21 protein-coding genes and 1 riboswitch are annotated in these 22,320 nt (G+C 71.0%); of the genes, 6 read left to right on the forward strand and 15 right to left on the reverse strand.

The window, feature by feature from the left end; translation table 11 throughout:
- The first annotated feature begins 24 nt into the window (after positions 1–24).
- Positions 25–453: a type II toxin-antitoxin system Rv0910 family toxin gene (locus ACZ6JT_RS34605; RefSeq protein WP_469216065.1), complete on the forward strand. Its 429-nt coding sequence runs from the start codon at positions 25–27 to the stop codon at positions 451–453.
- Between the two features lie 88 nt (positions 454–541).
- Here ACZ6JT_RS34605 and ACZ6JT_RS34610 read toward each other — a convergent pair whose 3' ends face one another.
- The gene (locus tag ACZ6JT_RS34610) at positions 542–1,165 is read right to left on the reverse strand and encodes a PadR family transcriptional regulator (protein ID WP_469216067.1); all 624 of its coding nucleotides are present in this window, start codon (positions 1,163–1,165) and stop codon (positions 542–544) included.
- Between the two features lie 232 nt (positions 1,166–1,397).
- Between ACZ6JT_RS34610 and ACZ6JT_RS34615 the strand changes: the two genes are divergently transcribed.
- Positions 1,398–2,141, forward strand: coding sequence for a hypothetical protein (locus ACZ6JT_RS34615; protein ID WP_469216069.1), 744 nt, complete (start codon positions 1,398–1,400; stop codon positions 2,139–2,141).
- A 104-nt stretch (positions 2,142–2,245) separates the two neighbouring features.
- On the forward strand, positions 2,246–3,088 hold the full coding sequence (locus tag ACZ6JT_RS34620; RefSeq protein ID WP_469216071.1) for a PhzF family phenazine biosynthesis protein: 843 nt from the start codon (positions 2,246–2,248) through the stop codon (positions 3,086–3,088).
- Between the two features lie 48 nt (positions 3,089–3,136).
- Here the strand turns inward: ACZ6JT_RS34620 and ACZ6JT_RS34625 are convergent, their stop codons facing one another.
- The 3 genes from ACZ6JT_RS34625 to ACZ6JT_RS34635 form a co-directional block, all read right to left on the reverse strand.
- Entirely contained in the window at positions 3,137–3,865 is a 729-nt protein-coding gene (locus tag ACZ6JT_RS34625; protein ID WP_469216073.1) for a hypothetical protein, read from the reverse strand.
- An 87-nt stretch (positions 3,866–3,952) separates the two neighbouring features.
- On the reverse strand, positions 3,953–4,774 hold the full coding sequence (locus ACZ6JT_RS34630) for a CPBP family intramembrane glutamic endopeptidase (RefSeq protein WP_469216074.1): 822 nt from the start codon (positions 4,772–4,774) through the stop codon (positions 3,953–3,955).
- A 127-nt stretch (positions 4,775–4,901) separates the two neighbouring features.
- Positions 4,902–6,440, reverse strand: a complete 1,539-nt coding sequence (locus ACZ6JT_RS34635) for a glutamate-cysteine ligase family protein (RefSeq protein WP_469216076.1) — start codon at positions 6,438–6,440, stop codon at positions 4,902–4,904.
- A 494-nt stretch (positions 6,441–6,934) separates the two neighbouring features.
- Here ACZ6JT_RS34635 and ACZ6JT_RS34640 point away from each other — a divergent pair, with 494 nt between their 5' ends.
- Positions 6,935–7,555, forward strand: coding sequence for a hypothetical protein (locus tag ACZ6JT_RS34640; protein ID WP_469216078.1), 621 nt, complete (start codon positions 6,935–6,937; stop codon positions 7,553–7,555).
- Positions 7,556–7,816: 261 nt separating this feature from the next.
- Positions 7,817–8,005, forward strand: coding sequence for a DUF5999 family protein (locus tag ACZ6JT_RS34645; RefSeq protein ID WP_030009772.1), 189 nt, complete (start codon positions 7,817–7,819; stop codon positions 8,003–8,005).
- A 112-nt stretch (positions 8,006–8,117) separates the two neighbouring features.
- Here the strand turns inward: ACZ6JT_RS34645 and gcvP are convergent, their stop codons facing one another.
- A complete protein-coding gene (gene gcvP, locus ACZ6JT_RS34650) occupies positions 8,118–11,003 on the reverse strand; it encodes an aminomethyl-transferring glycine dehydrogenase (protein WP_469216081.1) in 2,886 nt (961 codons plus the stop codon).
- Positions 11,004–11,197: 194 nt separating this feature from the next.
- Positions 11,198–11,296, reverse strand: a riboswitch (glycine riboswitch).
- A 112-nt stretch (positions 11,297–11,408) separates the two neighbouring features.
- On the opposite strand from gcvP, the gene ACZ6JT_RS34655 reads away from it, so the two are divergent.
- Positions 11,409–11,774 carry a PRC-barrel domain-containing protein gene (locus ACZ6JT_RS34655; protein WP_469216083.1) on the forward strand — a complete coding sequence of 122 codons (366 nt, stop codon included), beginning with the start codon at positions 11,409–11,411 and terminating at the stop codon, positions 11,772–11,774.
- A gap of 153 nt (positions 11,775–11,927) precedes the next feature.
- Here ACZ6JT_RS34655 and ACZ6JT_RS34660 read toward each other — a convergent pair whose 3' ends face one another.
- From ACZ6JT_RS34660 to ACZ6JT_RS34705, 10 genes are all read right to left on the reverse strand, one after another.
- Positions 11,928–13,397, reverse strand: coding sequence for a DNA polymerase IV (locus ACZ6JT_RS34660; RefSeq protein WP_469216084.1), 1,470 nt, complete (start codon positions 13,395–13,397; stop codon positions 11,928–11,930).
- A gap of 44 nt (positions 13,398–13,441) precedes the next feature.
- Complete coding sequence (locus tag ACZ6JT_RS34665; protein ID WP_365480823.1) at positions 13,442–14,080, reverse strand: MerR family transcriptional regulator; 639 nt, start codon at positions 14,078–14,080, stop codon at positions 13,442–13,444.
- 188 nt (positions 14,081–14,268) lie between these two features.
- On the reverse strand, positions 14,269–14,742 hold the full coding sequence (locus ACZ6JT_RS34670) for a bifunctional nuclease family protein (protein WP_030009777.1): 474 nt from the start codon (positions 14,740–14,742) through the stop codon (positions 14,269–14,271).
- A gap of 63 nt (positions 14,743–14,805) precedes the next feature.
- Positions 14,806–15,567: a transcriptional regulator FtsR gene (gene ftsR / locus ACZ6JT_RS34675; RefSeq protein ID WP_469216087.1), complete on the reverse strand. Its 762-nt coding sequence runs from the start codon at positions 15,565–15,567 to the stop codon at positions 14,806–14,808.
- A 71-nt stretch (positions 15,568–15,638) separates the two neighbouring features.
- Positions 15,639–16,583 (reverse strand): FHA domain-containing protein, encoded by a 945-nt coding sequence (locus tag ACZ6JT_RS34680; protein ID WP_469216114.1) that lies wholly within the window; start codon positions 16,581–16,583, stop codon positions 15,639–15,641.
- Positions 16,584–16,668: 85 nt separating this feature from the next.
- Entirely contained in the window at positions 16,669–17,583 is a 915-nt protein-coding gene (locus ACZ6JT_RS34685; RefSeq protein ID WP_469216089.1) for a DUF881 domain-containing protein, read from the reverse strand.
- Between the two features lie 5 nt (positions 17,584–17,588).
- Complete coding sequence (locus tag ACZ6JT_RS34690) at positions 17,589–17,921, reverse strand: small basic family protein (protein WP_030722407.1); 333 nt, start codon at positions 17,919–17,921, stop codon at positions 17,589–17,591.
- Positions 17,918–18,826 (reverse strand): DUF881 domain-containing protein, encoded by a 909-nt coding sequence (locus ACZ6JT_RS34695; RefSeq protein ID WP_469216091.1) that lies wholly within the window; start codon positions 18,824–18,826, stop codon positions 17,918–17,920. Before ACZ6JT_RS34695 ends, ACZ6JT_RS34690 begins: the two co-directional genes overlap by 4 nt.
- Before the next feature lie 112 nt (positions 18,827–18,938).
- Complete coding sequence (locus ACZ6JT_RS34700) at positions 18,939–21,434, reverse strand: sugar phosphate nucleotidyltransferase (RefSeq protein ID WP_469216093.1); 2,496 nt, start codon at positions 21,432–21,434, stop codon at positions 18,939–18,941.
- 100 nt (positions 21,435–21,534) lie between these two features.
- The gene (locus ACZ6JT_RS34705; protein WP_469216094.1) at positions 21,535–22,125 is read right to left on the reverse strand and encodes a CDP-alcohol phosphatidyltransferase family protein; all 591 of its coding nucleotides are present in this window, start codon (positions 22,123–22,125) and stop codon (positions 21,535–21,537) included.
- Positions 22,126–22,320 lie beyond the last annotated feature (195 nt).

Here is a 22,320-nt window from a genome sequence, read left to right on the forward strand (position 1 = left end):
TACCCGACGAGAAGGGGTGGTCGCATGGCCGAAGTCACCGCGGAATCACGCATCGAGGCGTCCGCCGCGAAGCTCTGGTCCCAGCTCACGGACTGGGACGCGTACGGCCAGTGGAGCATGACCCACACGAACTTCCCGAAGGGCGGCCCGCAGACCCTCTCGGTCGGTTCCACCTTCGCCGAGAACATGAAGATGATGGGTTTCCCGGCCGAGGTCGTCTGGACCGTCTCGGAGCTGGAGGAAGAGCACCTCTTCGCCATCACCGGCAAGGGCCCGATGGGCGTGGCCGTCCTCACCCGCTACACCCTGATCCCGGACGGCGGGGCCACCACGGTCCGCATCGACGGGGAGTTCACCGGGGCCGCCGTCTCGCTGATGGCGGGCAAGCTCAAGGACTCGGCCACCGCCGCGCTGAACGAGTCGCTGCGCAAGCTGGCCGCCCTGGTCGCCTGACCGGCCGCCGCCCACCCCCGTACGCGACGGCGCGCCCCGCGAGAGGACTCGCGGGGCGCGCCGTGTGGCGCCGGGACCCGCCCGGCCCTCAGTGCTCGTCGGCAAGGATCAGGTAGAGCTTCCTGCGGGCGTCGTTGATGACCCCGAGCGCCTTCTCGCGCTGCTCGGGCGAGCCGGTCTTGAAGACCTGCCCGAAGGCTTCCATCAGGCCGATCCCGGCCGTCCGGATCTCGTGCATCGCCTCGAAGTCGAAGCCGCGGCCGGCGTCGGCCCACGGCGCGTCCGGGCCCGACTCGGCCTCGGCACGGCCGGCGTCGGTGAGCGTGAACAGCTTCTTGCCGCCCTCGCTCTCGCTCGTGATGAGCCCTTCGTCCTCGAGCAGCTGCAGGGTCGGGTAGACCGAGCCCGGACTGGGCTTCCAGGCCCCGCCGCTGCGCTCGCCGATCTCCCGGATCATCTCGTAGCCGTGCATCGGCCGGTCGGCGAGCAGCGCCAGGATCGAGGCGCGTACGTCACCGCGCCGGGCCCGTCCGCCGCCTCGTCCACCGCGACCGCCCCGGCCTCCGAAGGGTCCGCCGCCGAAGGGCGGCCCGAACGGCCCGAAGGCGGCGCGGCGCCCCTTGAAACCCTCCCGACGATCGGGCCCGCAGTGGTCGTGGCCCCGTCCGTGGTCATGTCCGTGGTCGTGTCCGTGCTGTCCGTGTGAACGCATGACTGCGCTCCTTTCGTCACGTTGCGGTTCTTCGTGCCATCGGTGGTCCGATGACTCAACTATCGCTGATCCATCGCGATGCGTCAACGATATATCGGAAACTCGTCAGCGACAGGTGATCCGACGGCACACCTTGGGGTGGATTGGCGACCGAACTTTCGGGCGAAGGGCGTGCGGGTGTGTGCTGTGCTGGGCCGCGAACATGCCCAAACAATCCGCAAAGGGGACATCCGTGCGCCTTCAGGGACGCGCCAGGAAGTGGCTCGCCGCCGCGGCCGCCGCCGCACTGCTGCTCGTAGTGCCTGGCCCGGCCACCGCCGACGGCCGGCAGCTGGCCGGCGATTACCTCAACCTCCACCAGTGCGTGTACTCGTCCCCCCGCGTCGTCGACTACTTCACGACCGTGGTCCCGAGCCGCGACGGCCGGTTCACGACAGGGACCGCCACGTCCGCCGCCCCCGACCAGACCCGGTCCTGCGGCGCCGGGGACGGGAACTTCACACCCCACCACCCGTGGGCGGCCGTCCAGGCCCTCGACCTGAGCGCCGGGCGCTATCTGAACCTGCACCAGTGCGTCTACTACTCCGGCGGCCAGCGGGACCACCTGACCACCGTGATCTCGCTCGGCGGCGGGGAGTTCTCCGCCGGGACGAACGTCTCCGACACGCCCGACACCGTCCCGCGCTGCGGCCCCGGCCGCGGCCTCTACGACCTCGTCCCCCTGCTCTCGGACGTCAAGGCCCTGGACCTGTCCGCCGGGCGTTACGTGAACCTCCAGCAGTGCGTGTACTACTACGGCGCGGGCGGCTTCGACGACCACTTCACCACGGTGGTGCCCACCCGCCGCGACGGCCGCTTCACCACCGGTACCAAGGTCTCCAACACCCCCGACACGGCCCCGACCTGCGGTCGCGGCGACGGGAACTTCGACCTCATCCCGCTGCTGTCGGGCACGAAGGCCCTCTCCAGGACCTGAGCCGGCGACCACCCGGACCGGTCGGAACCCCTCCGGCCCCGACCGGTCCAGTCACCCCGGATTGGCCTTTGTCCGTGATCAAGGAACCGTCCTACCGTCGGTGCATGCGCATCCGAATCGTCGACGCCTTCACCGACCGGCCCTTCCACGGGAACCCCGCCGGAGTCCTGCTCCTCGACACCGCCTTCCCCCCGGACGCCTGGCTCCAGCAGGTCGCCTCCGAGGTGAACCTCTCCGAGACCGCCTTCGCCCGTCCCCTGCCGCCCGGCGGGGACGCCGACTGGGCGCTGCGCTGGTTCACCCCGGCCGCCGAGGTCGACATGTGCGGCCACGCGACCCTGGCCACCGCGCACGTCCTGGCGTCCGCGGGCCTCGCCTCGGGGCTGATCCGCTTCTCCGCCCGCTGTGGGATCCTCACGGCCGAGACGGCCGGGGACGGCACGATCACCATGGACTTCCCGACGTCGTCACTGACCCCGGCCCCGGCGCCGCCCGCCGTGGACCACGCGCTCGGCGGGGCGCCGATCCTCTCCGTGCACGACACCGCCGCGCACATCGGCGACCTCGTGATCGAGCTCGCCGACGAGAAGACCGTCCGCGAACTGACCCCGGACCACGCCGCCCTGCGCGCCTTCGCCAGGCGCGGGGTCATCGTCACCGCGGCCGCCGAGGACCCCTCCCGCGGGTACGACTTCGTCTCCCGCGGCTTCTTCCCCGCCTTCGGGATCGACGAGGACCCGGTGACCGGCAGCGCCCACACCGCGCTGGCCCCCTTCTGGGCCGAGCGGCTGGGCCGTACGGAGCTGACCGGCCTCCAGGGCGGCGCGCGCCGCGGTCTCGTACGGGTGACCCTGGCGGGCGACCGCACCCTGCTGGCGGGCCGGGCCGTCACCGTCCTCGACGGCGAGCTGCTCGCGTCCCCGCCCGGTGCCGAGCAGGCGGGGTGATCACGGGCACGGACGCGGGCGCCGGCCTCCGGACGGGGCGGGGCGAGGTCAGCCCGCGGTCCCGCCACCGGCGCCCTTCCCGTGCCCCTTCGCCCGCGCCTTCGCCGCCTTCGCCTCCGCCTTCGCGCGCGCGGCACTCCGCCGCTTCTCCTCCTGCGCCACCCAGGCGGCCGAGTCGATGCGCTTGCGGTAGACCTGCTCCGGCTCCGCCTTGCCCAGGTGCACCGTCCACACCCACAGGACGGCCGACACGACGAAGAAGACGCCCGCCGCGGCCAGGTAGGACGCGATCTCCTCGGACTCGGAGGCACCTTCCTCGTGCGCGAAACCGGGTACGCCGGTGACGAGCGCGTTCACCCACCAGGCGAGCGCCCCGTTGAAGAGGACGAGGGAGATCCAGTACGCGACCCGCATGCTCTTCGCCGGGCCGCTCGCCTCCCCCAGCAGCAGGAGGCGCCTCAGCGAGACCGGCGCCGTCCCGTGCCGGCCGCCGGTGTCCGCCTTGGCGCGGCGCACCGACGCGTAGCACTCGTCCAGCCAGCGCCCCGGCTCCGGGTCCGGGTCCGGGGAGTCGGTCGGCGCCAGCTCCTTGGCCTGGATCCAGCCGCTCAGGAACTGGACCTCCAGCTGCGCCTTCTCCAGTCGCCTGCGGTAGTGGTGGTCGGAGCTGCGCGCCTCGCGGCGGTCACGGATGAGAAGGCTGGCTCCGCCCACCAGGCCGCTGACCACGGGCACGAAGAACGGCGCGAACGGCACCAGGGAGTCCAGAACAGCCACCGGGCGCGCCTCCTCACCTCCCCTTCAGCGTCGCACCGCTGCGGCCTCCGCCCCCGCCCGGAGGGGCCGATCGGGTGGTCCGCCGCGTCACGGCGTGGGCAGCCAGCCCACCTTGCCCGCGAGCAGGGCGTAACCGCCGAAGGCCACGATGTCGAGGAGCGCGTGCGCGACGACGAGCGGTCCCACCCGGCCCCAGCGGCGGTAGGCCAGGACGAAGACGACGCCCATCACCATGTTGCCGACGAAGCCGCCGATGCCCTGGTAGAGGTGGTAGGAGCCGCGCAGGGCCGAGCTGGCCAGCAGCGCGGCCAGTGGCGACCAGCCGAGCCCGTCCAGCCGGCGCAGCAGGTAGGCCAGCACGATGACCTCCTCCACCACGGCGTTCTGCAGCGCGGAGAGGATCAGTACGGGGAACTTCCACCACACGTCCGGCAGCGCCTCGGGCACCACCGTGAGGTTGAACCCGGCGGCCCGCGCCCCCAGGTAGAAGGCGAGCCCCGCACTCCCGATCCCCGCGGCGACGAGAGCGCCCCGGGCCAGGTCCCCCCCGGGCCGGGTGCGGTCGAAGCCCAGCACCCGCAGCCCGGGGGCGCCCTCGCGGGTCAGCAGGTGCGCCACCAGCAGGACGGGGACCAGCGCGCTCGCGATGCCGAAGAGCTGCCACGCCAGGTCCAGCCAGGGCCGGCCGGGGGCGTACGAGCCGTTGAGGGTGGCGGCCTGGTCCTTCAGTCCCCCCGGCTTGGTGAGCGAGCCGATGAAACTGATCAGCGCCGAGACCCCGCTGGCGCCCAGCGACAGCGCGAGGACGAGCAGCGTCTCGTCGCGCAGGAGAGCCCGCCGCCCGTCCTCGCCCAGCTCCACGAACACCGGCTCCGGATCCGCCCGCACGCCCGACTCCCGTCCTGCCATCCCGTTGCGACCACCCCATACTGCCTCCTCGGAAGACCGGGAGGATCACTGCGGGGGGGGGATCATTGCGGGGGCCAACGGGATCGACATCGACGGGACCGCCGGACGGCCCCGGCCGCGCGCCCGCTCAGCGGGGCTCCGGCACCGGCACCGAGAGGCTGACCTCCTCCCCGAGCCCCACGGGCCAGGTGTGCACGGGGTCGCCCTTGTGCATCAGCTCGCTGTACCTCCGGGTGGTCGCGGCCAGTGCCTCGTCCCGCTCCAGCCCGGCCGCCAGCGCCCGGTGGTAGGTGTCCACCTGCCAGGTCGCCCCGTTGACCCGCCGCCGGCAGCGCTCCTCGATGATGCCGAGGTAGCGGTCCCGGTCCGCGGGCTCGATGCCCCAGGCGTCCAGCCCGGCCGCCGCCATCGGCAGCAGCTCGTCCAGGACCAGCCGTACGGCGGGCACGCTCGCCAGCCCCCCGGCCCGGCCCCGGCGCGGCCACCGCAGCCGCGCGTCGATCCCGTACCGGCAGGCCGCGTCGAAGTTCGCCTCCGCCTCGGCGAAGGGCAGCCGGGTCCACACCGGGCGCTGCTCGTCCGCGAGGGTGCGCACCAGCCCGTAGTAGAAGGCGGCGTTGGCGACGACGTCGGCGACCGTCGGGCCGGCCGGCAGCACCCGGTTCTCCACCCGCAGGTGCGGCACCCCGTCGGCGACCCCGTACACGGGCCGGTTCCAGCGGTAGACGGTCCCGTTGTGCAGGACCAGCTCCTGCAGCCCCGGCACCCCGCCCTCGGCGAGCACCCGCAGCGGCTCCTCCTCGTCGCATATCGGAAGCAGGGCCGGGAAGTAGCGGACGTTCTCGGCGAAGAGCTCGTACGCCGAGTCCACCCACCGCTCCCCGAACCAGGTCCGCGGCCGCACTCCCTGCGCCTGGAGTTCGGGCGGCCGGGTGTCGGTGGCCTGTGTGAACAGCGGGGGCCGCGACTCCCGCCACAGCTCGCGCCCGAACAGGAACGGCGAGTTGGCGCCGACGGCTATCTGCGCGGCGGCCACCGCCTGCGCCGCGTTCCACACGGCGGGGAAGCGGGCCGGTGTCACCTGGAGGTGCAGTTGTACGGAGGTGCAGGCGGCCTCCGGCACGATCGACCCGGAGGTCCAGATCAGCCGCTCGACCCCGTCGATGTCGAGCGTGAAGTCCTCCCCGCGCATCATCAAGATCTGCTCGTTGAGCAACGAGTAGCGGTCCACGGCCGACAGGTTGGCGGTGACCAGGTCGGCGCGGGAGATCGTCGGCAGAATGCCGATCATCACCACGCCGGCATCGATCTCCGCGGCCTGCCGGTGGGCGTAGCCCAGCCCTGCGCTGAGTTCCTCGGCGAGCTGGTCGAATACCCGTCCGCCGAGCCGGTGCGGCAGGACGTTCACCTCCAGATTGAACATTCCCAGTTCGGTCTGGAAATCTGGGCTCGCTATCCGCTCCAGTACCTGGGCATTCACCATTCTCGGCAACCCGTCGGCGCCCGCGAGATTCAGCTCGATCTCCAGTCCCATCATGTTCTTCGGGCGATCGAACCTCTTCTCCGCCAGGAGTCGCTCCAGCCCCTCCAGACACTCGTGAAGCTTCCTTCGATACCGCTGCCGATCGGACAGGTCGAATCCGCCCGCCACGACCTTCTCCCCCATCGAAGCGTCCCTCCTCGAGTGGGCCCGGCCCAGAACACCCGGGCGCGCATTACGGTCGATGATGCCCCGGCAGCGTGATCCATAACGCGGTGGGGGCGTGCGTGGCGAGGAGCGCGCGCCGGTTTGGCCGAAGGGCGCTTCGGCACATTCACCTGGCAAGTCGCCTCGCGCAAATTCCGCTTCGCCTTTGCGCGCTCCACAAAACCGATGCTTTCCAGCCGAGCCCCCGTCCGGTAACCTCCGAGGTCAGCGCGGCATGTTCGCGTGCATCCGGCATGAATGCCATGTCAGCGGGACCGGTAAGCGCCTTGTCGGCAATAGGCGGGACAGCTAGCCGAAACACTGCGTGAACACATGTCGTATAAACTCCGCAAACGAGGCAGAGAGTTGGCGCGCGGCCATTGCCCCTCGGCCCCCCTCTGGCCCCAGAATGCGACAGCGCCGTCCGCACCTGCCCCCGTTCCACAGGTCTCCCAAGTGAGAGGCGACCCACCATGCCGCTGCATGTCCCTCCGGCTCCCGCGCCCGCCCTGCGCAGCGTCCTCGCGGCACTCGGTTCTCCCACCGCCGTCCACGAGGCGCACACCCCGTCCCTGCGCGAGATCCAGGGGCCGCTGACCGCCGAACTCCCCCTTCCGGTGCACGTCCTCGACCGGCTGGGCATGTCCGCCCTCGCGGCCGGCGGCAGGCCGCCCCGCACACGGCTCATCGGCTGGCGGTTCCTGATCCGCAGCGGGGACCGGCACGTCGCGGCGGCCGACACCCGCCTGACACCCGACGGCTGGGCCTTCTCCCATTTCTTCGAGGGTCCCTACGTCGCCGCCACCGAACGCGCCCTGCGCCAGGCGGAGTCCCTCGGTACGAGCTACCAGCCGCGGCTGCTGTCCGTACCGGAGCTCTACATGCTGACCCTGTGGCTGCACGGGGCGGTGGGCGCCGACGCCTCCGCCGGACTGCCCGCCGGTGAGGACCTGCTGGTGCCGCTGGCTCCGGCCCCGCCCGGCATCGCCCCGTTCCGCCCGCATCCGGTCTCCGAGCTGCTGCCCGTGCTCACCCGCCGGCTGACCCCCGCCACGGCTCCCCTCCCTCCGTCGCTGGCCGCACCCGCCGCCTGACCCGAGTGACCCATTCGGCCTAGTCCGCTCGGGCCACTTGCGAACCATCCGAAATGACAGGGGAGTTGGCCTGAACCGCCCGCACGAGTGATGCGTCATCAATCTATGAGGACAGCTGCCGGGAAATCCCTGCGAAGCGGCTGTCATGGGGGAACACTGATGACACGCTCCCCGCGGGTGCGGGGATGACCCAGGGGGACGGCCATGAATCACGCATCGAGCCGTAGCACGCAGACCACAACGCAGCGAAAGAACGCATCCATGTGCCAGCACCAGCCAGCCTGCCCGTCAGCCGAATCCGCCGACCGGGAGGCCGCGCGCCCGGTGGCCAACCACCCGGAGCAGGGCTGGAGCCTGCTGTGCAATGGCGTCCTGCTCTTCGAGGACACCGGTGAGCTGCTGCCGGACGGCCAGATCATCGCCCCGCACCGCCCGCTCGCGGCCGCGTAGGCACGAAGGACGGCCGGCGGAAGCACGCGACGAAGGAGGGGCCGGACCGGGAGATCCTCCCGGTCCGGCCCCTCCTTCACGTCACGCGCTTCCGGCACCGCACCGCTCGGTGTCAGTGGTCGTACTCGTCCAGGGGCGGGCAGGAGCACACCAGGTTGCGGTCGCCGAAGGCACCGTCGATGCGGCGCACCGGCGGCCAGTACTTCTCGGCGGCCGTGACCCCGCCGGGGAAGACGGCCTCGTCGCGGGTGTACGGGTGGTTCCACTCGCCGCCCAGCGCCGCCGCGGTGTGCGGGGAGTTGGCCAGCGGGTTGTCGTCGGCCGGCCACTCGCCGCCCGCGACCCGCTCGATCTCGCCGCGGATGGCGATCATCGCGTCGCAGAAGCGGTCGATCTCGGCGAGGTCCTCGGACTCCGTCGGCTCGATCATCAGCGTGCCGGCGACCGGGAAGGACATCGTCGGGGCGTGGAAGCCGTAGTCGATCAGGCGCTTGGCGATGTCGTCCACGCTGACGCCCGTGGACTTCGACAGCGGGCGCAGGTCGATGATGCACTCGTGCGCGACGAGGTTGCCCGGGCCGGTGTAGAGCACCGGGTAGTGCGGCTCCAGGCGCTTGGCGATGTAGTTGGCGCCGAGCACCGCCACCTGGGTGGCGCGCTTGAGGCCCTCGCCGCCCATCAGGCGCACGTACGACCAGGAGATCGGCAGGATGCCCGCCGAGCCCCACGGGGCGGCCGAGATCGGGCCGACACCCGTCTCCGGGCCCGCGGTCGGCTGGAGCGGGTGGTTCGGCAGGTACGGGGCCAGGTGCGCCCGGACACCGACCGGGCCGACGCCCGGGCCGCCGCCGCCGTGCGGGATGCAGAAGGTCTTGTGCAGGTTCAGGTGCGAGACGTCGCCGCCGAAGTGACCCGGCTTGGCGAGGCCCACCAGGGCGTTCAGGTTGGCGCCGTCGACGTAGACCTGACCGCCGGCCTCGTGGACCTGGGCGCAGATGTCGGCGACGTGCTCCTCGAACACACCGTGCGTGGACGGGTACGTGATCATCAGCACGGCGAGCTCGTCGCGGTACTGCTCGATCTTGGCGCGCAGGTCGGCCGCGTCCACCTCGCCGTCGTCGGCGGTCTTGACGACGACGACCTTCATGCCGGCCATCACGGCGCTGGCGGCGTTGGTGCCGTGCGCGGAGGACGGGATGAGGCAGATGGTGCGCTGCTCGTCGCCGTTCGCGCGGTGGTAGGCGCGGACGGCCAGCAGGCCGGCGAGCTCACCCTGGGAGCCGGCGTTGGGCTGGATGGACACCTTGTCGTAGCCGGTGACCTCGCAGAGACGTTCCTCCAGCTCGGTGATGAGCGTGAGGTAACCCTCGGCCTGCTCCACCGGGGCGAAGGGGTGCAGCTGGCCGAATTCGGGCCAGGTGACCGACTCCATCTCGGTGGTCGCGTTGAGCTTCATGGTGCAGGAGCCCAGCGGGATCATGCCGCGGTCCAGCGCGTAGTCCTTGTCCGAGAGCTTGCGCAGGTAGCGCAGCATCGCGGTCTCGGAGCGGTGCTGGTGGAAGACCGGGTGCGTCAGGTAGTCGTCCGAGCGCAGCAGGCCCTCGGGCAGGGTGTCGGCCGTGGTCGCGTCGAGCGCCTCGATGTCGGCGGTGACGCCGAAGGCGGCCCAGACGGCCTCGACGTCGGCGCGCAGGGTGGTCTCGTCGCAGGCGACGGAGACGTGGTCGGCGTCGACCAGGTACAGGTTGATGCCGCCCTCGCGGGCGGCGGCGACGACCTCGGCCGCGCGGCCCGGAACGCGGGCGGTGACCGTGTCGAAGTACGAGCCGTGCACGATCTCGACCCCGCCGGCCGTCAGGCCCGCGGCGAGCAGGGCGGCGTAGCGGTGCGTCCGGCGGGCGATCGTCCGCAGGCCGTCCGGGCCGTGGTAGACGGCGTACATGGCGGCCATGACGGCGAGCAGCACCTGGGCGGTACAGATGTTGCTGGTGGCCTTCTCGCGGCGGATGTGCTGCTCGCGGGTCTGCAGCGCCAGGCGGTAGGCCTTGTTGCCGTCCGCGTCCACGGAGACGCCGACCAGGCGGCCGGGCAGCGAACGCGCGTGCTTGTCCTGGACGGCCATGTAGCCGGCGTGCGGTCCGCCGAAGCCCATCGGGACGCCGAAGCGCTGGGTGGTACCGACGGCGATGTCCGCGCCGAGCGCGCCCGGCGAGGTCAGCAGGGTCAGCGCGAGCAGGTCGGCGGCGACGGCGACGATGGCGCCGAGCTCGTGCGCCTGGTCGATGACCGGCTTGATGTCACGCACGGCACCGGAGGCGCCCGGGTACTGGACGAGGACGCCGTAGACGCCGCGCTCGGCGATCTCGGCCGGGATGCCGGCGGACAGGTCGGCGACGACGACCTCGATGCCGATCGGCTCGGCGCGGGTCTCGATGACGGCGATGGTCTGCGGCAGCGCGTCGGCGTCCACGAGGAAGACGTTCCCCTTGGCCTTGCCGACGCGGCGGGCCAGCGTCATGGCCTCGGCGGCCGCGGTGCCCTCGTCGAGCAGCGAGGCGCCCGAGGTCGGCAGGCCGGTGAGGTCGGCCACGACGGTCTGGAAGTTCAGGAGCGCTTCGAGGCGGCCCTGGGAGATCTCCGGCTGGTACGGGGTGTACGCCGTGTACCAGGCCGGGTTCTCCATGACGTTGCGGAGGATCACCGGCGGGGTGAAGGTCCCGTAGTAACCGAGACCGATCATGGAGGAGAGCACCTGGTTGCGGTCGGCGAGCGAGCGCAGCTCGGCGAGCACCTCGGCCTCGGTCCGCGCCTCGGGCAGGGCGAGCGCCTCGGCGGTCTTGATCACATCCGGGACCGCGGCAGCGGTCAGATCGTCCAGGGAGCCGTAGCCCACATGGGCGAGCATCTTCGCCTGCGCCTCGGCATCCGGGCCGATGTGGCGCTGTTCGAAGGGGATGCCTCGCTCCAGCTGGGAGAGCGGAATGCGGTTGGCGGTCATGTACGGAGGCCTCCTGGTCGTATGACCTGCGAGGGGCACCACGGCGCGGGCACCCGGACGGCCTCCCCCTCTGTCATCTGCACCTGAGAGTTTCACCGGAGTCTCGGGGGTCGCCCGCGCGCTCCGGCTTTCACCGTCGGTGAGGAGAGGCACCGGCGCTGCGCCCGGTACCCGCCCCTGCTTTCCAGAGTGGCCTCGTCCGTGCGGTACGTATGCCTGAGAGATTCCGGGGAGGATTTGCTCCTTCGGCGCCTCCGTCTCGTTCACTCGGAGGACTCTCCCGCACAGGGTCGACAGCCATCACCCAGCCTACCAGCGCGGTTCTGGACCCTCCCCGAGTGGCCTCCGCTGCGGTTATGCACTTCTGTAGTCGTTACGGAGGAGTTGCGACCATTTGGAGGGACCGTGCAGACCGACATCGATCCGCGCAGCCTGATCGGCCGCAAGGCGTTCGACCGCAATGGCAACAAGATCGGCACCGTCGACGAGGTCTACCTCGACGATGCCACGGGCGTCCCGGAATGGGCGGCCGTCCGTACGGGCCTGTTCAGCCGGGACGCCTTCGTCCCGCTGGAGCCGAGCGAGATGGTGGGCGACACCCTGCGGGTGCCCTTCGAGCGCTCCCTCATCAGGGACGCCCCGGACTTCGGCGTCGGCCGCCACCTCTCCCCCGAACAGGAGCTGCAGCTCTACCACCACTACGGCCTGGACACGACGCTGCCCACGGATTTCTCGCGCGACTTCGGCCGCCTGGCGAGCGACGAGGGCTGAAGCGGCGCGGGCGCGCGGGCCGTGGGCGCGGGCTCACGTCGGACTGCTCGGGCCCCGAGGCGCGCGTGGCGGCCCCGACGCGGGCCCGAAAGGAGCCCGAGGCGGACCTGGGGCGGGCCTGAGGTGGGCCGCACGCGCCGTCCGGCCCTGTGATCATGCCGCGCCCGCGGGTCCCTGCTCCCCGTCCCCCACCAGGGGCAGCGGATCGGACGGCTCCAGCTCGGGGTCGTCCACCCGGAAGGTCCGCACCCGGCCCGGCCCGGATCCGGGCTGCTCGAACCGTACGGTCACCCGCCCGACCCCGCTGCCCTGCACCCACCCGGGCCCGTACACCGCGTGCCGTACGTCGCTCCCGGCCGGCCAGCGGCGCTCCGGAGCCGGCTCCGCCTCCCCGGGCTGCCCGGCGGCCTCACGGGCCCCTGAGGCCTCCACAGGCGCCGCTGCGGCTCCGGACTCGCTGTCCCCGCCCGCTCCCGCCGCCCGGCCCGCCCCGGCGGCCTCGCCGGCCCGATCCGCGCCGCCCGCGCCGCCCGCCCCGTCCGGCTCAGCGGCGAGCGACTGCGCGAACAGGTCCTCCTGCGTGTAGTCCGCCAGCCCCGCCACCCCCACCCCCAGCAGGCGCACCCCACCCGTGGTGTCCACACCCTCCAGCAGCCGCGCCGCGGCCTCCCGCACCACGGCGGGGTCGTCCGTGGGCCCGCGCAGCGTCTCGGACCGCGTCAGCGTGGAGAAGTCGTACCGCCGGACCTTCAGGACGATCGTCCGCCCCGAGTGCCCAGACGCCCGCAGCCGCTGCACGCACCGGTCGGCCAGCCGCTGCACCTCGTTCCGGATCCGCACCCGGTCGTGCAGGTCCACGTCGAAGGTGTCCTCGACCGACACCGACTTCGCGTCCCGCTCCGCGACCACCGGCCGGTCGTCCAGCCCCAGCGCCATCCGGTACAGGCCGACGCCGTGCGCGCGCCCCAGCATCCGGACCAGCTCGTCCTCGCCCGCCTCGGCCAGCTCCCCCACCGTGGTGATCCCGGCGCGGCGCAGGTGCTCCCCCGTGGCCGGCCCCACCCCGGGCAGGGTCCGTACCGACATCGGCGCGAGCAGATCGCGCTCGGTCCCCGGCTCGATCAGCAGCAGCCCGGCCGGCTTGGCCTCCTCGGACGCCACTTTCGCCAGCATCTTCGACCCGGCCAGCCCCACCGACCCGCTGAGCCCCGTGGCGGCCCTGATGTCCGCCCGCAGCCGCTCCCCCGTCCTCCGGGCGGTCCGGGAGTCGAAGGCCACCCCGCCCGCCTCGAGGTCCACGAAGGCCTCGTCCAGGCTGAGCGGCTCGACGAGCGGCGACAGCTCCCGCAGCAACGCCATCACGATGTCGCTGACCTGCCGGTAGAGGCTGAAACGCGGGATGAGGTAGGCACCGTTCGGGCAGAGCCGGCGCGCCTGCGCCGTCGGCATCGCGGAGTGCACGCCGAAGCGCCTGGCCTCGTACGAAGCGGTGGCGACGACCCCGCGCGGCCCGAGCCCGCCCACGATGACGGCCTTGCCCCGCAGACTCGGCTTCGACGCCTGCTCGACGGAGGCGTAGAAGGCGTCCATGTCGAGGTGAAGGATGGTCGGCGCGGCTCTCACGGCACCGATGCTGCCCTACGGCACTGACATTTCCCCGACCCGGATCAGACGGCGCGGTTGCGGCGGGCCGCCAGCTCGTCCGTCGGGTTGTGACCGACCAGGGTCTCGCCGGTGTCCACCCGCTCCCCGTGCAGCTGCGACAGCGCGCTCTCGACGTCGCGCCACACGACGCCCACGGCGATGCCGAAGACGCCCTGCCCGCCCTGGAGCAGGCTCACGACCTGGTCCGGTGAGGTGCACTCGTACACGGTGGCGCCGTCGCTCATCAGCGTCATCCGCTCGAGGTCGGAGAACCCGCGGTCACGCAGGTGCTGGACCGCCGTGCGGATGTTCTGCAGCGCCACCCCGGTGTCCAGGAAGCGCTTGACGATCTTGAGGACCACCACGTCGCGGAAGCTGTAGAGCCGCTGCGTGCCCGATCCGTAGGCGGGCCGCACGCTGGGCTCCACCAGCCCGGTCCGCGCCCAGTAGTCCAGCTGCCGGTACGTGATGCCGGCCGCCGCGCACGCCGTCGGGCCGCGGTAGCCGATCTGCTCGGGCGCCGGGTCACCGCCCACCGGTCCGACCGGTGTCGACTCCGGCTGACGGCGCGCGGACCCGACCGCGCCGCCGTGCAGCGGGTACGGCCCAGCGTCACTCCGTACGGGGGTGCCCCCGGTCGTACCGTCGCCCGTGATCCTCACGCCGACCCTCCGTCCTTGACCTGCCACCTTGAAGGTAGGCAGTCACCCGGGGTGCGTCAACGATCGCCACACTCGGCACGCCGAGTGATAATCACCCTGAGAGTGGTTTCCCGTATCCCGTTATGGGGAAGGGCTATTCGAATGGGCTGAAAGTCTCCCCGGATGGCGGGGGCGACACGGCCCACGCCTCACTGCGGGCCGGTGCCGAAGTCCTCGGGCGAGATCTGGTCGAGGAACTCGCGGAACTTCTCCACCTCGTCCTCCTGCTCGTCCGGAATGGCGATTCCGGCGTCGTCCAGCACGCCGTCACTGCCGTAGATCGGCGTCCCCGTCCGCAGGGCCAGCGCTATGGCATCGGAAGGCCGCGCGCTCACCTCCACCCCGCTGGCGAAGACGAGCTCCGCGTAGAAGACGCCCTCCCGCAGATCCGTGATCCGGACCTCGGTGAGTTCCTCACCGATCGCCTCCAGCACGTCCTTGAACAGGTCGTGTGTCAGCGGTCGGGCAGGAGCCATCCCCTGCTGCGCGAAGGCAATGGCGGTCGCCTCCCCAGGACCGATCCAGATGGGGAGGTACCGGTCGCCTCCCACTTCACGCAGGAGCACGATCGGTTGGTTGGAGGGCATTTCCACCCGGACACCCACAACGTCGAGCTCGTTCACACAGCAACCCTAGGACCTGCCCGGCAGGTTTGGGTAGTCGGGGCTCCACGCCGACCAGCGCGGTCACCGCAACCGGACCCCCAGAGCGGTCTGTACGAGGGCCTCGTGCAGCCGTACGGAGAGCCCCGCGAGCTCCTTCAACGTGGCCTCCGCATGCGCTCTGGTCTGCGGGTTGCGGTGCCGGCGCAGCGGTGCCACGACCTGCTCCACCAGACCCGCCTCACGGTCGGCCGCGGCCTTCATCGCGCGCAGGTGCCGCGGCTCCAGCCCGAAACGCCCCAGATCGGCCACGAGCCGGGCCACCGTGACCGCCTCGGCGTCGAAACCACCACCGGGGGCCTCCGCCAGCAGCCCGTACGACTCCCACTCGGCCAGCTGGACCTCGTCCACCTCCGCGGCGGCGATCAGCTCCGCCCGGCCCACCCGGGCCGCGGTCGGCCGCTCCGCCCCGACCTCGCCGTACACGACCGCCGGGCCGGTGGGATCGTCGGACTCCCCGTGCGCCGTGGGCGCCGGGATGCGGATCTGCTCACCGCGGGCGAGCGCGTCGAGCTGCTCGCGGATGACCTTCAGCGGCAGGTAGTGGTCGCGCTGCAGCCGGAGGATGCGCGCGAGGCGCTCGACGTCGTCGGTGCTGAACTTGCGGTACCCCGAAGGGGTGCGGCGTGGCTCGACAAGCCCCTCCGCCTCCAGAAAACGGATCTTCGAGATGGTGACTTCGGGGAACTCGTCACGCAGCGTGGTGAGCACCGTGCCGATGCTCACCAGCCGCCCGTCCGAGCCGGTGGTGCCGTTTCCGGCACCCCCTGTCGGGTTGCGCAGCATGGGACCTTCCCTGGGAAGCCCCCGGACCGGGTCCGGGGGTGGGGGTCCCCCCGGACGGAGTCCGGAAGGGGTCAGACGCCCCGCAGGCTCGCGTAGAAGACCAGCCGGTACTTGCCGATCTGCACCTCGTCGCCGTTGTGCAGGGCGACGGAGTCGATCGGTTCCCGGTTCACGTACGTGCCGTTGAGGCTGCCCACGTCGGAGACGGTGAAGCCGCCGTCCGGGCCCCGGCGGAAGTCGACATGGCGCCGGGAGACGGTGACGTCGTCCAGGAAGATGTCGCTCTGCGGGTGCCGGCCCGCGGTGGTCAGCTCGCCGTCCAGCAGGAAGCGGCTACCGGAGTTGGGGCCGCGCCGCACGATGAGCAGGGCGGAACCGGGCGGCAGGGCTTCCACCGCGGCCTGGGCCTCGGGGGACAGTGAGGACGACACGTGCGTTTGTCCCGACACCTCGGCCTCGTAGGCCTCCAGGCCCGAGATCGAGATGGTGGACGTGGTCTCCGAGGCTCGCTCCGGCGTCAGGCCCGGCCGCAGCGGCGCCCCGCAGTTGGAGCAGAAGCGGCTGGCCGCATCGCTGCGGTGTCCGCACCTGCTGCAAATCTGCTCGGCCGACATGGACGGCTCCTCGCGCCGCGGCTGCCCCGCGGAGGCGTTGGTGGCGTACGGGTCGGGGGCGAACCCTCCACCCGCAGTTGAGGTTGATGGTTCACCGAAACCTATGCCTCCGGTACCGGCAGGGTCAACGGCCGACGCGCCGTGGCCACCCTGAACGTCACCCGCACCGGCGACCTCGTCGCGGAAGAGCGGCCGGTCGCCCTGCCCTTCCACGTCCCCCTGACCGGCACGGTGCCGTGCCGAACCGCTGTCCTCGCGGTTCTTCTTGCCGAACAACTTCTCAAACAACTTCACGGGCGATTCCCCTTGACCGAAACAGACCCGCCCGTGGGGCAGGACGAACTCCGAATGCAGACACCTGCCGACCCGGACATTCTCACAACGTCCGTAACCACCAGACAGTTTCCACCACGCACCGCGACTTCGGTGCGCCGACCCCCCGCAGGCATCCGCCCGCGTAAGCCGCTCCACCCTTCACTCCAGTTCCTCACGATGACGACCGAGCGTAGTCAGGCTGCTTCGCAGCCCGCAAGGCATCCACAACGATCTTCGCCGACCGTGTGACGGCAACGGTCGCCTGCTCCTTCTCCAGCGTCTGGACGACACCGCCGGGAATGTTGAGCGCGGGCTCCAGATCCTGGGGCTTGCCGATCACCCTGAACTCGTAGGGCTGTGTGATCTTCTTACCGTCGATCGCGACCCCGCCGTTCTCCTCCGAGAAGTACGAGCCCGCCACGATGCGCACACCGTTGATCTGGATCGCCTCGGCCCCGGCAGCCCGCAGCTCCTGGAGCGTGTCCAGCAGCTGGTCGGACTGCACCTGGCCGGTCGGATCGGTGATCTTCAGCGTGATGCCCGGCCCCTGCGCTGCCACGGTACCGGCCAGGATGCCGAGTTGACGCTCCTTCTCCACGGTCTGCCTGCGGGCCTCCTCGGCCTGGTTGGAGCTGCTCTCCAGCTCCTTGCGCTGATCCTCCAGCGCCTGCTTCTCCTCCTCCAGGCGCTTGGTCCGCCCGTCGAGCTCGTCGAGGATCCGTACGAGGTCCTCCTGACGAGCTCCGCGCAGCGCACTGGACTCGCTGTTCGACCGCACCTGGATGGCCAGACCCAGCCCCAGGACGAACAGCAGCAGCGCGACGATCAGTTGCGCCCGGCTCACCCGCGGCGGCCACAGCCCGGCCGCGAGCCGCTGCCGGCCGGTCTCCTCGGGCCCGGCGGCCGGCGCGGGCCGGTCCGCGGGCTGCTGCACCGGCTGGGCGGGCTCGTCCTTCTCGGGGGCTTCCTGCGAGGGCGCGTCCTGCGCGGGCGCCTCCCGCGGGGGGACGTCCTGCGGGGGTACGTCCCGCGGGGGCTGTCCGGCGGGCCCCGGACCCGACTCCTCGGGACTTTCGTTGGTGCTCATCGGCGTCACGCCCGGAACACGTGCCGGCGGATGGCCGCGGCGTTGGAGAAGATGCGGATGCCGAAGACCACGACCACACCCGTCGACAGCTGCGAACCGACGCCGAGCTTGTCGCCGAGGAAGACGATCAGCGCCGCCACCACGACGTTCGACAGGAACGACACGACGAAGACCTTGTCGACGAAGATCCCGTCCAGCATCGCGCGCAGACCGCCGAACACCGCGTCCAGCGCCGCCACCACGGCGATCGGCAGATAAGGCTCCACCACGGCCGGTACTTCGGGCCGGACCAGAAGTCCGACCACCACTCCGGCCAAGAGGCCCAGTACCGCGATCACGATGCACCCTTCTGCTGCTCTACCGGTGTAGCTGTACGTACGGTCAGGCTCGACGCGGCCGGCAGCCGCACCTCGTCCGCGGGGGACAGGCTGTAGCGGATCCCGTAGCTCTCCTGCAGCACGTGCAGGTACTGGCCGTCCGCCGAGTCCTGGAAGGCCGTGCCGAGCCGCTTCTTGTCCCCCACCGCCAGCACCTCGTACGGGGGCACCAGCGGCCTGTTGTCGACCAGTATCGCGTCACCCGCGGCCCTGATCGCCGACAGCTCCGTCAGCCGCTGCCCGTTGATGGAGACGGCCTCCGCCCCGGACTGCCACAGCCCGTTGACGATCTTCTGCATGTCGCGGTCGCGGAGCCGGCCGGTGTCCGAGAACCCGGAGCTCTCGCGCGGTTTCCCGCCGCCGCCGGAAGAGGCGCCCTTCGCGTCGTCCACGACCAGCCTGATCCCGGGGCCGCGGACCTCCGTGGCCCCGGCCAGCAGCGCCACGAGCTCGCCCTGGCCGCCGCCGGGCTGCTTCAGCGCCGCACGCTGGCGGGCCGCCACATCGGTCCTCAGGCGGTCGATGTCCCGCTCCAGGCCGTCCGCGCGCTCGTCGGCCCGCTCCACCCGGTCGATCAGCTCGTGACGCTCCTTCGCCAGCTCCGGCGCGGCTACCCGCGCCTCCGCCGCGCCGAGCGTGACGACCATGGCGGTGATCACGAGCCCGGCGGCGAGTCCCAGCTTGGCCTTGAGGGAGCGGGGCAGGCCCGCCGTTCCGTCCGCCTCGCGCCGGGCCGTGGCCTCCGCATAGCCCTCGTCGAGACTGTGGTCCATCACGTGCGTCAGCAGCGACATGGAAGCGTCCGGGCGCGGGGGCACAGGAGACGCCGAAGTCCGGTTGTGGGGCGGCTGCGACATGCCGCACATCGTCGCATGTCGGCGCCGTACACACCCAATGCGTCCATCCGGCGGGCCGGGGCGGGACTCCCGCACCCGGCCCGCCGGACCGTGTCCTACGCCGTCGCCCGGCGCCCGGCGCTCAGTGCCCGGCCCCGTCCACCACGGCCGCCCACTCGTCGAGCAGGGCCTGCGCGGAGGCGTCGTCGGGGCCCTCGGCCCACAGGTGGGTGACCGCTTCCGCCGGGTCCGGCAGGACCAGCGCCCACCGTCCGTCGGTCTCGACCACCCGCACCCCGTCGGTGGTGTCCACCTGGCGCTCTCCGGCCGCCTCCACGATCCGCCGCATGACGAGCCCCTTCACCGCCCACGGCGTCGGGACGTCGCGCTTGAGGACGTGGGCCCGCGGGATCCGGGCGTCGATCTGGCTCAGCGTGAGCTGCGTGCGCGCCACCAGCCCGAGCAGCTGCACGAAGGCCGCCGAACCGTCGAAGACGCTGCTGAACTCCGGAACGATGAACCCGCCCCGGCCGTCGCCGCCGAAGATGGTGCTCTCCGCCCGGCCCACCCGGGTCAGGTCGTCGGGCGAGGTCGTCGTCCACTCCACCTGCGTGCCGTGGTAGGCCGCCACCTGCTCGGCGACCCTCGTCGTGGTCACCGGCAGCGCGACCTTGCCGCTGCGCTTCTCCGCGGCCACCAGGTCGAGCATCACCAGCAGGGCGCGGTCGTCCTCGATGATCCGCCCGCGCTCGTCGACCAGGGAGATCCGCTCGCCCACCGGGTCGAAGCGCACCCCGAACGCCGCCCGCGCCGAGGCCACGATCTCGCCGAGCCGCACCAGCCCGGCCCGCCGGGACTCGGTGGTCTCCGTCGGCCTGGACTCGTCGAGCCCGGGATTGATCGTCAGGGCGTCCACCCCGAGCCGTCCCAGCAGGCTGGGCAGGACGAGGCCGGCGCTGCCGTTGGAGGCGTCCACGACCACCTTGAGCCCGGCATCGCCGATCCCGGTGGTGTCCACCCGGCGCAGCAGCGAGCCCGTGTACGCGTCGAAGACGCTGCTCGGGAACTGCAGGTCCCCGATCTCGCCGGGGAACGCACGCCGGTACTCCTGGCGCGCGTACACCCGGTCCAGCTTGCGCTGCTGCTGGAGCGAGAGGTCCGCTCCGCGCTCGTCCAGGAACATGATGTCCACCGAGTCCGGGACGCCCGGCGAGGTCCGGAGCACGATCCCGCCGGCGGTGCCGCGCGCGGTCTGCTGCCGCGCCACCGGAAGCGGTACGTTCTCCAGGTCCCGTACGTTGATGGCGCTGGCCTGCAGCGCCGAGATCACGGCCCGCTTGAGCGCTCTCGCGCCTCGGGAGTGGTCTCGGGCCGTGGTGACCGTCGCCCCCTTCTTCAGGGTCGTCGCGTAGGCGCCGGCGAGCCGGACCACCAGCTCCGGGGTGATCTCGACGTTCAGGATCCCGGAGACTCCCCGGGCGCCGAACAGGTGTGCCTGCCCGCGGGACTCCCAGATGACCGACGTGTTGACGAAGGCACCGGCCTCGACCGTCTTGAAGGGGTAGACCCGCACGTTCCCCTGGACGATCGACTCCTCACCGACGAGGCACTCGTCACCGATGACGGCGCCGTCCTCGATCCGCGCGGCACGCATGATGTCGGTGTTCTTGCCGATGACACAGCCGCGGAGATTGCTGTGGGGCCCGATGTACACGTTGTCGTGGATGACGGCCCTGTGCAGGAAGGCGCCGCTCTTGACGACGACGTTCGAGCCGATGACGGTGTGCTCACGGATCTCGACGCCGGCTTCGATCTTGGCGTAGTCCCCGATGTACAGCGGCCCGCGCAGCACCGCGTCCGGGCTCACCTCGGCCCCTTCGGCGATCCACACGCCGGGCGAGATCTCGAAGCCGTCCATCTCGATGTCGACCTTGCCCTCGAGCACGTCGGCCTGCGCCTTGACGTAGCTCTCGTGCGTGCCCACGTCCTCCCAGTAGCCCTCGGCCACGTAGCCGTAGATGGGCTTGCCTTCCTTCATCAGCTGCGGGAAGACATCGCTGGACCAGTCGACGGAGACGTCCGGGTCCACGTAGTCGAAGACCTCGGGCTCCATGACGTAGATACCGGTGTTGACGGTGTCCGAGAACACCTGGCCCCAGGTCGGCTTCTCCAGGAAGCGCTCGACCTTGCCCTCCTCGTCCACGATCGTGATGCCGAATTCCAGCGGGTTCGGCACCCGGGTGAGGCACACCGTGACGAGTGCGCCCTTCTCCTTGTGGAAGCGGATCAGATCGGTGAGGTCGAAGTCGGTGAGGGCATCGCCGGAAATGACGACGAAGGCATCATCCTTCAAGGCCTCCTCGGCATTCTTCACACTGCCGGCGGTGCCGAGTGGCTTCTCCTCGTTGGCATAGGTGAGCTCCATTCCGAGCTCTTCGCCATCCCCGAAGTAGTTCTTGACGAGCGACGCCAGGAACTGCACGGTGACCACGGTCTCGTTCAGCCCGTGGCGCTTGAGCAGCCTGAGCACGTGCTCCATGATCGGCCTGTTGGCCACCGGCAGGAGCGGCTTGGGCATGCTCGAGGTCATGGGGCGAAGACGCGTACCTTCGCCACCGGCCATCACGACGGCCTTCATGTCGGAAGAATCCTCCTTGAGAGATGACAGTCGTGCCGACTTTCACCCGTCTCGGTCGGTGACTCCGCAACTCCTACGCGTCATCCGGCGCCGCTCGGGCTCAATCGGCCGTGGCGTCAGCCTTCACGAGACGGCGGACTTGAACCACGTAAAGGATTCCTGCCCACCAATAGAGGGTTGTACCCCATCCCGCGAACGCCCATCCGAAAACTGACCCCAACCAGGCCAACCAACCCGTGCCGTCACTGAGCAGCAGCAAGGGAAACGCGTACATCAGGTTGAAGGTCGCCGCCTTGCCCAGGAAGTTGACCTGCGGCGGCGGATAGCCGTGACGGCGCAGGATCCACACCATGACCAGCAACATCAGCTCACGCAAGAGCAGTGCTCCGGTGAGCCACAGCGGCAGCAGCTCGCGATAGGTCAGACCGAAGAGCGTCGAGAGGATGTAGAGGCGGTCCGCGGCAGGATCCAGCAGTCGGCCGAGCTTGCTGATCTGATTCCAGCGCCGCGCGAGCTTCCCGTCGAGGTAGTCACTGACCCCGCTGAGCATGAGGACGGCCAAGGCCCACCCGTCGTGCTCGGCGAGGATCAGCCACAGGAACAAGGGCACGCCGGCGAGACGAGCCATGCTCAGGATGTTCGGAATGGTGAAAATTCGGTCAGTCTGAATCCGAGTCTCCTGGACCTCCACCCGGGGGCCTCCACTGTGACTGTAGAAAACGGTCGTTCGATGCCCCCTGACCCTACAGGAGACCGCACACGTGTCCTGAACGCAGAAAAGCCCCGCACCAGACCCGAAGGGTCTGGTGCGGGGCTTCCCGCAATGATTGTTCGGCGGCGTCCTACTCTCCCACAGGGTCCCCCCTGCAGTACCATCGGCGCTGAA

The organism is Streptomyces sp. NPDC046308 (assembly GCF_055588065.1).

Excerpts from the sequence above, each read along its gene's own strand:
- ACZ6JT_RS34630 (WP_469216074.1), bottom strand. The coding sequence starts at position 4,774 with ATGGCAGGACGGGAGTCGGGCGTGCGGGCGGATCCGGAGCCGGTGTTC.
- ftsR (WP_469216087.1), bottom strand. The coding sequence starts at position 15,567 with ATGCTGCGCAACCCGACAGGGGGTGCCGGAAACGGCACCACCGGCTCG.
- ACZ6JT_RS34645 (WP_030009772.1), top strand. The coding sequence starts at position 7,817 with ATGTGCCAGCACCAGCCAGCCTGCCCGTCAGCCGAATCCGCCGACCGG.
- ACZ6JT_RS34695 (WP_469216091.1), bottom strand. The coding sequence starts at position 18,826 with ATGTGCGGCATGTCGCAGCCGCCCCACAACCGGACTTCGGCGTCTCCT.
- ACZ6JT_RS34620 (WP_469216071.1), top strand. The coding sequence starts at position 2,246 with ATGCGCATCCGAATCGTCGACGCCTTCACCGACCGGCCCTTCCACGGG.
- ACZ6JT_RS34635 (WP_469216076.1), bottom strand. The coding sequence starts at position 6,440 with ATGGGGGAGAAGGTCGTGGCGGGCGGATTCGACCTGTCCGATCGGCAG.
- ACZ6JT_RS34700 (WP_469216093.1), bottom strand. The coding sequence starts at position 21,434 with ATGAAGGCCGTCGTGATGGCCGGTGGCGAAGGTACGCGTCTTCGCCCC.
- gcvP (WP_469216081.1), bottom strand. The coding sequence starts at position 11,003 with ATGACCGCCAACCGCATTCCGCTCTCCCAGCTGGAGCGAGGCATCCCC.
- ACZ6JT_RS34605 (WP_469216065.1), top strand. The coding sequence starts at position 25 with ATGGCCGAAGTCACCGCGGAATCACGCATCGAGGCGTCCGCCGCGAAG.
- ACZ6JT_RS34640 (WP_469216078.1), top strand. The coding sequence starts at position 6,935 with ATGCCGCTGCATGTCCCTCCGGCTCCCGCGCCCGCCCTGCGCAGCGTC.
- ACZ6JT_RS34685 (WP_469216089.1), bottom strand. The coding sequence starts at position 17,583 with ATGAGCACCAACGAAAGTCCCGAGGAGTCGGGTCCGGGGCCCGCCGGA.
- ACZ6JT_RS34610 (WP_469216067.1), bottom strand. The coding sequence starts at position 1,165 with ATGCGTTCACACGGACAGCACGGACACGACCACGGACATGACCACGGA.